Annotated in this window: 13 protein-coding genes and 1 tRNA gene; 3 read left to right on the top strand and 11 right to left on the bottom strand. The window is 56.6% G+C overall.

Features of this window, described 5'->3' with window-relative positions; all coding sequences use genetic code 11:
- On the bottom strand, window positions 1-192 hold the full coding sequence (locus HO274_RS12770) for a hypothetical protein (protein WP_051861743.1): 192 nt from the start codon (window positions 190-192) through the stop codon (window positions 1-3).
- Between the two features lie 178 nt (window positions 193-370).
- On the opposite strand from HO274_RS12770, the gene HO274_RS12765 reads away from it, so the two are divergent.
- Entirely contained in the window at window positions 371-1,108 is a 738-nt protein-coding gene (locus HO274_RS12765) for an SDR family NAD(P)-dependent oxidoreductase (RefSeq protein ID WP_273120215.1), read from the top strand.
- Here the strand turns inward: HO274_RS12765 and radA are convergent.
- From radA to rnr, 8 genes are all read right to left on the bottom strand, one after another.
- Entirely contained in the window at window positions 1,090-2,454 is a 1,365-nt protein-coding gene (gene radA, locus HO274_RS12760) for a DNA repair protein RadA (protein ID WP_273120213.1), read from the bottom strand. The two genes, HO274_RS12765 and radA, sit on opposite strands and share 19 nt — an antisense overlap.
- Before the next feature lie 10 nt (window positions 2,455-2,464).
- On the bottom strand, window positions 2,465-3,835 hold the full coding sequence (gene dnaB / locus HO274_RS12755; RefSeq protein WP_031595073.1) for a replicative DNA helicase: 1,371 nt from the start codon (window positions 3,833-3,835) through the stop codon (window positions 2,465-2,467).
- A 9-nt stretch (window positions 3,836-3,844) separates the two neighbouring features.
- Window positions 3,845-4,291, bottom strand: a complete 447-nt coding sequence (gene rplI, locus HO274_RS12750; RefSeq protein WP_031595075.1) for a 50S ribosomal protein L9 — start codon at window positions 4,289-4,291, stop codon at window positions 3,845-3,847.
- A gap of 14 nt (window positions 4,292-4,305) precedes the next feature.
- A complete protein-coding gene (gene rpsR / locus HO274_RS12745; RefSeq protein WP_031595076.1) occupies window positions 4,306-4,578 on the bottom strand; it encodes a 30S ribosomal protein S18 in 273 nt (90 codons plus the stop codon).
- Complete coding sequence (gene priB, locus HO274_RS12740; protein WP_051861737.1) at window positions 4,565-4,888, bottom strand: primosomal replication protein N; 324 nt, start codon at window positions 4,886-4,888, stop codon at window positions 4,565-4,567. The genes rpsR and priB overlap by 14 nt, the downstream gene beginning before the upstream one ends.
- Window positions 4,885-5,262, bottom strand: a complete 378-nt coding sequence (rpsF, locus tag HO274_RS12735) for a 30S ribosomal protein S6 (protein ID WP_035416863.1) — start codon at window positions 5,260-5,262, stop codon at window positions 4,885-4,887. Before rpsF ends, priB begins: the two co-directional genes overlap by 4 nt.
- Before the next feature lie 108 nt (window positions 5,263-5,370).
- Complete coding sequence (gene rlmB, locus HO274_RS12730) at window positions 5,371-6,129, bottom strand: 23S rRNA (guanosine(2251)-2'-O)-methyltransferase RlmB (protein WP_031595079.1); 759 nt, start codon at window positions 6,127-6,129, stop codon at window positions 5,371-5,373.
- Window positions 6,130-6,226: 97 nt separating this feature from the next.
- Window positions 6,227-8,431, bottom strand: coding sequence for a ribonuclease R (rnr, locus tag HO274_RS12725; protein WP_273120208.1), 2,205 nt, complete (start codon window positions 8,429-8,431; stop codon window positions 6,227-6,229).
- A gap of 36 nt (window positions 8,432-8,467) precedes the next feature.
- On the opposite strand from rnr, the gene HO274_RS12720 reads away from it, so the two are divergent.
- Window positions 8,468-8,554 (top strand) — tRNA-Leu (locus HO274_RS12720).
- 80 nt (window positions 8,555-8,634) lie between these two features.
- Window positions 8,635-9,267 carry a response regulator gene (locus HO274_RS12715; RefSeq protein WP_051861741.1) on the top strand — a complete coding sequence of 211 codons (633 nt, stop codon included), beginning with the start codon at window positions 8,635-8,637 and terminating at the stop codon, window positions 9,265-9,267.
- A gap of 16 nt (window positions 9,268-9,283) precedes the next feature.
- Here HO274_RS12715 and HO274_RS12710 read toward each other — a convergent pair whose 3' ends face one another.
- Entirely contained in the window at window positions 9,284-9,502 is a 219-nt protein-coding gene (locus HO274_RS12710) for a histidine kinase dimerization/phospho-acceptor domain-containing protein (RefSeq protein WP_082783414.1), read from the bottom strand.
- On the bottom strand, window positions 9,492-10,790 hold the full coding sequence (locus HO274_RS12705) for an adenylosuccinate synthase (protein ID WP_031595083.1): 1,299 nt from the start codon (window positions 10,788-10,790) through the stop codon (window positions 9,492-9,494). The genes HO274_RS12710 and HO274_RS12705 overlap by 11 nt, the downstream gene beginning before the upstream one ends.
- Window positions 10,791-10,807: the final 17 nt, after the last annotated feature.

The following is a 10,807-nucleotide window of genomic DNA, read 5'->3' as shown; positions in this document are numbered from 1 at the left end:
TCAGTCCTGGGATAAACGGCTGCGCGGCATGCGCGCCAGTTGCTCGGAAGAACCCCGGGTGTGGATGAATTCCCGGATCATCTGGCGCACCACCTGGGAAGGTGTCAAATCATGCAAACGACAGATCTCCTCAAAAATTTCTTTTTTGACGGGATCGATTAGGACACTCAAACGAGCCGTGCGATTTTCCATGACCTTTGCAATGCGAATTAAATTTGCTTTTAATAATATTTGATTGTAACAAAAAACCCCTTTCTCAACTCCCGACAACTGGAACAACCTTACTCCTGTTCTCCACTGGCCGTCAAATTCGGCAAATGATCCCTCCTGGATTACAATGGCAAGGACGGAAACATTGGAGGCTTCAACCATGATATTGAATGATCGGGTCATTTTGGTCACCGGTGCCAGTTCCGGACTGGGACGCCATGCCGCACGCGCACTGGCGACTGCGGGGGCCACCACGGTCCTGCTCGGCCGCAATGAATCCCGCCTCGATGGGGTATACGATGAGATCGTCTCTGCCGGACACCCCCAACCGGTGATTCTTCCCTTTGATCTGGCCCAAGCCGACGATTCTCGTTTCGAGGCCCTGGCGGTCACCCTGACCCATGCCTTGGGCAGACTCGACGGAATTCTGCATAGTGCCAGTCAATTTATAAAGTTAAGCAAACTTTCCCAACAAAGACTGAATCATTGGGAAAAGGCTTTTACCACTAACCTGTTCGCGCCCTTCGCCCTCACGCGCGCCTGTTTACCTCTGCTGGAGGCAGCACCAGATGGTGCGGTTCTATTTACCGCCGAACAACATGGCCTGTCCCCGGATGTCTACTGGGGGGGATTTGGACTGAGCCAGGCCAGCCTGATTGCCTTGGCACGACTCTTTGCCCAGGAGCACCGGGATGACTCCGACCTGCGCTTCAATGTCCTGATTCCAGGCCCCGTCGCATCCCCGATGCGCCATCGCACCCATCCCGGTGAAGTGCCGGAATGTCTACCGAACATTTCATCTCTCATGCCTCATTACCAGTACTGGCTGGGTCCGGATAGTCGCGGACGAAGCGGCGAAATCATTCAGATCGAAAGTGACTACGACCCATCCCGATAAGCCTGAACCGCTTCTTCGACCCGTTCCACTGTAATGAGACGAATCCCGTCGGGTACCTGCCGAGGGGCATTGGCACGGGGTATCAGAGCCACCGCAAAACCCAACTTTGCAGCTTCGCGCAAGCGCTCCAGACCACGCTGAACGGGGCGTACCTCCCCCGCCAACCCTACTTCACCAAACACCACCCAACCAGGCGGCAGGGGACGATTGCGCAAACTGGAGACAATGGCCAACAGGATGGCCAGATCCGCAGCAGGTTCGCCAATCCTCACCCCAGCCACGGCATTGACGAAGACATCCTGGTCCCCACAGGACACCCCAGCATGACGATGTAGCACCGCCAGGAGCAGGGCCAGACGATTTTGCTCCAGTCCCACCGTGAGCCGACGCGGAATACCCATCCGACTCTCATCCAGCAGCGCCTGAATCTCCACCACCAGAGGGCGGGTGCCTTCCAGGGTCACCGTGGCGCAAGAACCAGATACCGGTTGTGCATGACGGGACATGAACAAGGCGGAAGGATTGCTGACTTCGCGCAAACCCGTCTCGGTCATCCCAAAGACACCCAATTCATTCACCGCCCCAAAACGGTTCTTGGTCGCGCGAATCAAACGATAACTGGAACTGCCATCCCCCTCGAAATACAGCACTGTGTCCACCATATGCTCGAGGATACGCGGACCAGCCAAGGTGCCCTCCTTGGTGACATGCCCCACCAGGATCATCACCGGACCGCCACTCTTGGCCAGGCGCGTCAGTTGGGCCGCACAGTCACGCACCTGGGATACCGAGCCCGGCGCAGCTTCCAGCGCATCACTGTACAGGGTTTGTATGGAGTCGATGACCACCAGTTGCGGCTGGCGCTCCCGAATCACCGCTTCCACTGCCTGCAAGCGCGTTTCGGCCAACAGATCCACCGCAGCCCCCGACAGTTGCAGACGACGCGCCCGCTCTGCCACCTGCTCTGGGGATTCTTCCCCTGTCACATACAGGACACCGTGCTGTTTTCCTACCTGAGCCAGGGATTGCAACAAAAGGGTGGATTTGCCGATCCCCGGATCCCCGCCCAGCAATACCACCCCTCCCGGTACGAATCCCCCGCCCAGAACCCGATCGAATTCCGGCAGCCCAGAGGACAAGCGCTGCAAGGATTCGGCCTTGACTTGATGGAGGGACTGAACCAAGGAGGGCGGGGTCAGGGAAGAGCGTTGAGCACTCCCTTTCCCTTCCCCGGTCCGAAATTCGGCCAGGGTATTCCATGCCTGACAATGGGGGCATTGGCCCTGCCAGCGCGGAGATTCCCCGCCGCATTCCCGACAGACGAAGACACTTTTGGCGCGGGCCATGGAGGAATGCTCAGAACGGGCGGCCCGAGTACGTCTGGGCGAAATTTTCGAAGCGGGTGTAATGGTTCAGGAAGGTCAGTCGCACCGTCCCGATGGGACCATTCCGTTGTTTGCCGATGATGACTTCTGCCGATCCCTTGTCCGGACTGTTCTCGTTGTAGACCTCATCCCGGTAGATGAACAGGATTACATCGGCATCCTGCTCGATGGCGCCTGATTCACGGAGATCCGACATGACCGGCCGCTTGTTGGGACGCTGTTCCAGACTGCGATTCAACTGCGACAGCGCAATCACCGGGACTTTGAGTTCCTTGGCCAGAGCTTTGAGAGAGCGAGATATTTCAGAAATTTCCGTGGCCCGATTTTCCCCTGCACCGGAACTGGACATCAATTGCAGATAATCGATGACCAACAACCCCAATCCCCCATACTGACGGTGCAAACGACGCGCCCTTGCGCGCAGGTCCAGAGGATTCAAGGCGGCGCTTTCGTCAATCTCCAAAGGAGCCTGACTCAAATCTCCCAAGGCACGAGTCAGACGACTGAAATCCTCGGGTTGCATACGACCCGTACGCAAACTTTGCTGATCGATACGTCCATGCAGACTCAGCAAACGCAGGGCCAACTGTCCCGCCGACATTTCCATACTGAAAATCCCCACGGGCAATTTGGGGCCCAAGGCAACATGCGCCGCCATGTTCAGTGCCAGAGCGGTTTTTCCCATGGAGGGACGACCAGCGATAATAACCAGATCTCCGGCCTGCAAACCGGCGGTCATTTTATCCAGATCCACAAATCCGGTGGGAACTCCGGTCACCGGATCATGGTTGCCTGCCCGGTAAAGTTCATCGATACGCGTAACGGTTTCTGCCAGGGAAGTACTCAGGGGACGAAATCCCTGGGCACCCCGAGAACCATGTTCGGCTATATGAAAGATTCTGGCTTCAGCTTCATCCAACAGGGTACGAGCGGAACGTCCCGTGGGGGTAAAAGCACTTTCGGTGATTTCTGTCCCTGCTTGCACCAAACTGCGCATCAGGGCACGTTCCCGAACGATTTCGGCATAACGTCGAATATTGGCGGCACTGGGCGTATTTTGGGCCATGGCCGCCAAATAAGCCATGCCGCCCACTCCTTCCAGTTCCTGGCGTTGACCCAGCAGGTCGGAGAGCGTCAAAAGATCCGCAGGTCGATTCTGCTCCAGCAGCAGCAGAATGGCACGGTAGATGCGCCGATGATCCTCTCGATAAAAATCAGAATCGGCGATCAAATCGCCGATCTTGTCCCACGCCTGGTTATCGAGGAGCAGCCCGCCTAACACTGCCTGCTCCGCCTCGATGCTATGAGGCGGAACCCGCAGAGAATCCAGCGTGCTATCCATGTGGGGAAATTACTCGGCCACAACCACCACCGTAATGTCCGCTGTCACATCGCTGTGCAGGGACAAAACAACGGTATGATCCCCGATCATCTTGAGCGGACCATTGGGTAACCGAACTTCAGACTTATGGGTGTCAAATCCTTGAGCCTGCAGGGCAGTGGCAATATCATGATTGGTGACAGAACCAAACAGACGTCCGTCCACCCCGGCTTTCTGGGCGATCTGCACCCGCAGTCCGGTCATTTTTTCAACCCGTGCCTGAGCCTGGGCCAACAATTCGGTCTGTACCCTTTCCAGTTCCGCACGGCGTGCCTCAAAGGCTTCCTTGTTATGGGTCGTGGCACGCTTGGCCTTCCCCGTGGGAATCAGAAAATTACGTGCATAGCCTTCCTTGACCTTGACGATATCGCCCAGTTGGCCGAGGTTGACCACTTTTTCCATGAGGATGATTTCCATTATCTTTCCTCTCCTTAGTGCAGGTCTGTGTAGGGCATCAGTGCCAGAAAACGGGCACGCTTGATGGCGGTACCGAGTTGGCGCTGAAAACGGGATTTGGTGCCAGTGATACGGGCAGGAATGATCTTGCCGTTTTCATTGACAAAATCTTTCAGAATTTCCACATCCTTGTAATCTACCCATTCGATCTTTTCCACGGTGAAACGGCAGAACTTACGACGGCGGAACATTCCCCCGCGATTGCCCCCCCGAGTATCCTTTTTGGCATCCTTTTTATTCGCTCTCATGATCTCTATTTCCTTCAATCAATTGGTAAGTGTTGGCCCTCAAGACCAACTGTCGGCTCTGACGACTGGGGGGAGCCAAAAAGCCCCGACACACCAACCGCTGCCCGACGCAAACTGTACTGAGACGGTGCGCCATGTCCCCGGCCACCCAGACTCTGATCTCGAATTCCGTAACCACCTCATGCCCAACTTCCTGCTGGGTCGACCGATGGTGCAGAATCATCTCGATAACGGACAAGCCACTGGGCGTATAACGCAGGGGTTCGACCTTCACCACCGCGCCGCTCACTACGACGATATTACGGTTCAACGAGGAGTCACGACTTCCGCACTTTCCACTTCACGATCTTCACGGGGGGCCCGTTTCTCTTCCCGCAACATGGGTGAGGGAGTGGTCACCGCATCCTTCATCAGAATGGTCAGATGGCGCAACACCGCGTCGTTGAAGCGGAAAGCATTTTCCAGTTCGGTCAGAACTGCAGGTTCGCACTCCACATTCATCAACACATAGTGCGCCTTGTGAATTTTCTGGATGGGATAGGCCAATTGACGCCGCCCCCAGTCTTCGAGACGGTGAATGGTTCCGCCGCCCTGGGTGATCAGACCACGATAACGTTCCACCATGGCTGAAACCTGTTCGCTTTGATCTGGGTGAACGATAAATACAACTTCATAATGCCGCATAACATCTCCTTATGGATGAAATCGCCTGGAGCGACTCAATCGAAGAAACTCATTTTCTTCGACAAGGGGTTGAGGGAGGCTGGATTCTATCTCATTTTCCCCAGCGCATCAACCGGGATCCGATGCGCTGCTGTGCGGACGACGTCGCCGCGTTTCATACAGACAAATCCCCGCCGCCACCGAGACATTGAGGGATTCCACCGAACCCAGCATGGGAATGCGCACACGCTGATCGCAGGCCTCACGGGTGAGACGCCGCAAACCGCTTCCTTCCGCCCCCAGTACCCACACCATGGGTTGCGCCACGGCGGTTCCTTCCAAATCCGTTTCCGCCTGATCATCCGTTCCCACCACCCAAACACCATGGTCCTGCAAATCACGCAGGGTACGCACCAGATTAGTCACGGTCAGGTAGGGCACGGTATCCGCAGCGCCAGAGGCCACCTTGGCCACCGTGGCCGTCAGGGCAACGGAACGGTCACGCGGCGCCACCACCGCATGTACCCCCATGGCATCGGCCACCCGCAGACAAGCTCCTAGATTATGCGGATCCTGTATCCCGTCCAGGGCCAGAATCAGAAGGTCTGCTCCAGCTTCGTCCACCACCGTATCGAGATCGAGGGCCGCATGGATGGGGCTCACCTCGGCCACCACCCCCTGATGACGGCGAGTCCCCGCCATGCGGTCGAGCCTTTCGCCTGCCACCATGCGAGGATGATGACCCGCTGCCGTAACCTGGGCAAGAAACTCGCGCAAACGCGCATCCTGGCGCTCGCCATCTACATACAGGGTATGAATGGAAGTGGGGTGATGACGCAAACGACTGGTCAATGCATGAAAACCGTACAACAACTGAAATTTTGACATCACACTCTCTCACATCGACCAAAGGTCGATTATAACTTGCCGCTCTTACCCTCCACCCCATGGGCCAGAGTTTCGAACGACCTCTACAGGTTTTCGCTCAGCGTTTGCGCTTCGCACGGGTCGGCTTTCCCGCAGGAATTTCTTCCTCTGCCGGCACGAAATCGATCTTGAGGGTTTCCATATCGACGCGCACCAGGCGCACCCGCAGACGATCTCCCAAGCGATAGCGCTTACCCGTGCGTTCACCCAGCAATTGATGGCGAGCTGCATCATGATGAAAATAGTCCGAACCCAGTTCCGAGATGTGTACCAACCCTTCCACATAGACCTCATCCAGCGCTACGAACAACCCAAAGTGCGTCACCGAACTGATGGAGCCATTGAACACTTCTCCCACCCGATCCTTCATGAAGAAACACTTGAGCCAGCCTTCCACCTCACGCGTCGCTTCATCGGCCCGTCGTTCCGTGTAGGAACAGTGAATCCCAATGTCCTTCCAGGGCGTGCGTGGCGTATAGGCATGTCCACCCAGCACGGCTCGAATGGCGCGGTGTACCAGCAGATCGGGGTAACGCCGGATCGGCGAGGTAAAGTGAGTATAAGCATCGTAGGCCAATCCGAAATGACCGATTTTCTCCGGGCTGTACTGCGCCTGTTGCAAGGAACGCAGCAGGACGGTTTCCAGCAGGCGTTGATCAGGGCGACCTGCAATGCGCTGGATCAGTTGCGCATAGTCTGCTGCGCGAGGTTTCTCTCCGCCGGGCAAATGCAGACCGAATTCCCCTAAAAAGTCTCGCACTGCCTGGATGCGCTCGGGGGCGGGAGACGCATGGATCCTCAGAAGGGTGGCATGGTGGTGCCGATCCAGAAAGTCTGCCGCACAAACATTGGCCGCCAGCATGCACTCTTCGATCAGGCGATGGGCATCATTGCGTTCCACCGGTTCGATAGTTTCGATCTTACCGAAATCATCGAAGATCATGCGGGTTTCCGCGCTGGAAAAATCAATGGCGCCACGCTTCTGGCGAGCAATCAGGAAAGCCCGAAAAACCCCATCCAAAGCCAGCAAATGGGGCACCAAAGGGCGCCGTGCCGGCGGTGGAGCCTGGGGATGCGCCAGAATGCCTGCCACTTCGGTATAGGTGAGACGTGCTTTGGAGTGCATCACCGCAGGATAAAAACGGTACCCCAGTACTTCCCCCTGAGAAGAAACCTGCAAATCACAGACCATGCACAAACGATCCACCTCGGGATTGAGAGAACACAATCCGTTGCTCAGAACCTCAGGCAACATGGGAATGACCCGGCGCGGGAAATACACGCTATTACCCCGAGAATAGGCCTCCTGGTCCAGAACATCACCCGGTTGTACATAGTGCGATACGTCTGCAATGGCCACCACCAGACGAAATCCTTCACCCTGACGTTCCGCATACACCGCGTCGTCAAAATCCCGTGCCGTCTCCCCATCGATGGTGACCAAGGGCAAAGCGCGTAAATCTTCCCGCCCTTCCAGATCAGTCGGCATCACTGCATGGGGCAGACGGGCCACCGACTCTTCCACTTCAGGCCCGAAAACATGAGGCAAATCATGCTTGCGCAGGGCAATCTCCACTTCCATGCCGGAGTCGGCGTAGCGCCCCAGAATTTCCGTGACCCGGGCCACGGGTTCAGACTGACGACTGGGTTGGGACAGTAACTCCACCATGACCACTTGTCCGGGTTCTGCTCCTCCTTCCTGCCCCGGCGCCACCAGAATATCCTGGTGGATACGCCGGTTCTCCGCCACGGCAAAGAGCACCCCATGCTCCTTGGCAAGACGGGCCACCAAATGGGTATTGACGTGCTCCAGCACCTCCACGATCACGCCTTCGGGGCGGCCCCGATGATCCGTTCCCACCGGACGTACCATGACACGATCGCCATGCAGGACCCGCGTCATTTCCTTGGGGCTGAGAAAGATATCCGGGCCGTCGTCCTCCCGCAGTGCAAAACCAAAGCCTTCCGCATGAGCTTCCACCCGCGCCCGCACCAAATCCAGTTTGGCTGGCAGGCACAGCGCATTCTTGCGGTTGCGCATCAACTGGCCTTCCCGTTCCATCGCACGCAACCGACGCCCAAAGGGATCCCGCTCCTGACTCCGGATGGACAACAGCCGCTCGAGGTGTTCCACCGTCAGAGGTATCCCTTCCCGTTCCAGAATCAGCAGAATATATTCACGACTGGGCAAAGGCTCGTCATATTGGGCTTGTTCCCGCTCCAAAAATGGATCCTGGGCACGGAGTGATTTTTCGGTTGACAAAGTTTATAGATCCTATAGAATGCGTGGGCTTGTAGGGCCGAGATGGCGAAATTGGTAGACGCACCAGGTTCAGGTCCTGGCGGTGGCAACACTGTGGAGGTTCGAGTCCTCTTCTCGGCACCAAAAATTGTGGGAAAATTCCCGAAACGAACTATACCATATCGACCTTAGCCGGTCTGCAGGTTTTTGGCGAGATTCGCACAATGTCTCATCAGGACCAGGTTCTGAAATCCTACTGCACCACCCGTGAAGCCTCGAAACGACTGGGGGTTTCCCTGCGTACGGCGCAACTTTGGGTGGAACAGGGAATTCTCGAAGCATGGAAAACCCGTGGCGGACACCGTCGAATCTGCCGGACCTCCGTGGAAAATCTGGTCTCGAAACGGGAACAAAATCCGCTTAGTATCGCCGCAGGCGCTCCCTTTGAAATCCTGATCGTGGAAGATGACGAGGCCCTGCGCACATTGTACCTGGCCCAAGCTCGACTGTGGCCGATGAAACTACATCTGCGTTCAGCACGCAACGGTTACGATGCGCTCATTCAGATGGGACAGCACGCCCCGGATCTGCTCATCACCGATCTGCTCATGCCCGGTATGGATGGATTCGAAATGCTCCATACCCTCCCCACCATTCCCAGCCTCACCTTCATGAGTATTTTAGTGGTCACCGGTCTGGATCCGCAGGAAGTGGCACAACACCCAAAATTTCCCAAGGGCGTCCCCATCCTTCCCAAACCGGTCCCCTTCGACCAGATCCAGGACCATGCACACCGTTGCCGGATCTCGAAAACCCGCGATTTTCCCGGTGTCCACCCCCTAAGTCAGGTGCGCTGAACGCACCTGAACCTGATCAGTCCACCTCTGTCCGGATCTGACGCAAAAAGACCCGATGCTGGTCCAGCAACGTCTGCAACCGTTGCGCAGAACGAGCGATCAGCAGGAGGTATTCCCGCTCCTCAGAAGCGCTCCCTCCCCCTTCCTGCAGGAGGGCGACAAACCCCTGGATTGCAGCCAGGGGGGTACGCAATTCATGATCGAGCGAAGAAGTCAGTTGACTCTCAGGCATCATAGGGGTGACGCAGAACGATGGTTTCACGCCGATCCGGGCCAGTGGACACTACGTCGATGGGCACTTCGCAAATCTCCACCAAACGTTCCAGATAACGGCGCGCATTGAGCGGAAGCTGATCGTAGTGTTCCATACCCATGGTGGACTCACTCCAGCCAGGCATTTCCTCATACACCGGCTGACAACTCTCCAGGAGTTCTGCCCCCAAGGGCAAAATATCACAGGATTGTCCATCTGCCAGCCGATAACTGGTACAGATCCGGACGGTTTCCAACCCATCCATGACATCCAGCTTGGTTACACAAAGACCGGACACCCCATTGATCTGGATGGCGCGTTTGAGAGCCACGGCATCAAACCAACCCGTACGACGCGCCCGCCCCGTCACAGCGCCAAACTCGTGTCCCCGTGTCGCCAAACGACGTCCCACCTCATCATCGAGTTCCGTGGGAAACGGGCCAGAACCCACGCGGGTGGTATAAGCCTTGGTAATTCCCAACACGTACTCGAGTTGTTGTGGACCCACGCCACAACCCGGTGAAGCAGCGCCGGCAACGCAATTACTGGAAGTCACAAAGGGATAGGTACCATGATCAATGTCCAGCAAGGTTCCCTGAGCCCCTTCAAACAGCAGGTTATGTCCGTTCCGTTGAGCGTCGTGCAAACATCGCGACACATCGGTCACGAGGGGACGTAGCCGATCTGACCACTGGAGAGCCTCATCCTTGACCTTCTCCAAATCCAGCGCTTCCTTTCCAAAATACCGGGTCAGAACAAAGTTATGGTAATCCAGTACCTCACGCAATTTTGTCTCGAGACGGGCAGGATGAAATATGTCCTGAACCCGCAATCCGCGCCGCGCCACCTTGTCTTCATAGGCCGGGCCGATCCCTCGTCCTGTGGTACCAATGCGCCCTTCTCCCCGCGCTTCCTCACGCGCCTTGTCGATGGCCACATGGTAGGAAAGTAAAAGGGGGCAGGCCTCACTGATCAAAAGGCGTGAGGAGACATCCACCCCCGAGGTTTCCAGCATCTGAATCTCGCGCATCAGGGCAGTGGGTGACAAAACCACGCCATTACCGATATAGCACGTCACCGTATCCCGCAGAATCCCGGCTGGAATCAAACTGAGTACGGTTTTACGTCCACCGATGACGAGGGTATGACCCGCATTGTGCCCCCCCTGGAAACGCACGACTCCCTGAGCCCGATCCGTCAGCCAGTCCACCAGCTTGCCCTTGCCCTCATCGCCCCATTGGGTTCCCACCACTACCACATTGCGTGCCATGCGCGCCTTGCTCCCTT

This window comes from Ferrovum myxofaciens (assembly GCF_013181415.1).
Taxonomy (GTDB): domain Bacteria; phylum Pseudomonadota; class Gammaproteobacteria; order Burkholderiales; family Ferrovaceae; genus Ferrovum; species Ferrovum myxofaciens.
This window is presented reverse-complemented; position numbering and strand designations above follow the sequence as displayed.

Excerpts from the sequence above, each read along its gene's own strand:
- HO274_RS12770 (WP_051861743.1), bottom strand. The coding sequence starts at position 192 with ATGGAAAATCGCACGGCTCGTTTGAGTGTCCTAATCGATCCCGTCAAA.
- HO274_RS12765 (WP_273120215.1), top strand. The coding sequence starts at position 371 with ATGATATTGAATGATCGGGTCATTTTGGTCACCGGTGCCAGTTCCGGA.
- radA (WP_273120213.1), bottom strand. The coding sequence starts at position 2,454 with ATGGCCCGCGCCAAAAGTGTCTTCGTCTGTCGGGAATGCGGCGGGGAA.
- dnaB (WP_031595073.1), bottom strand. The coding sequence starts at position 3,835 with ATGGATAGCACGCTGGATTCTCTGCGGGTTCCGCCTCATAGCATCGAG.
- rplI (WP_031595075.1), bottom strand. The coding sequence starts at position 4,291 with ATGGAAATCATCCTCATGGAAAAAGTGGTCAACCTCGGCCAACTGGGC.
- rpsR (WP_031595076.1), bottom strand. The coding sequence starts at position 4,578 with ATGAGAGCGAATAAAAAGGATGCCAAAAAGGATACTCGGGGGGGCAAT.
- rpsF (WP_035416863.1), bottom strand. The coding sequence starts at position 5,262 with ATGCGGCATTATGAAGTTGTATTTATCGTTCACCCAGATCAAAGCGAA.
- rlmB (WP_031595079.1), bottom strand. The coding sequence starts at position 6,129 with ATGTCAAAATTTCAGTTGTTGTACGGTTTTCATGCATTGACCAGTCGT.
- HO274_RS12715 (WP_051861741.1), top strand. The coding sequence starts at position 8,635 with ATGTCTCATCAGGACCAGGTTCTGAAATCCTACTGCACCACCCGTGAA.
- HO274_RS12710 (WP_082783414.1), bottom strand. The coding sequence starts at position 9,502 with ATGATGCCTGAGAGTCAACTGACTTCTTCGCTCGATCATGAATTGCGT.
- HO274_RS12705 (WP_031595083.1), bottom strand. The coding sequence starts at position 10,790 with ATGGCACGCAATGTGGTAGTGGTGGGAACCCAATGGGGCGATGAGGGC.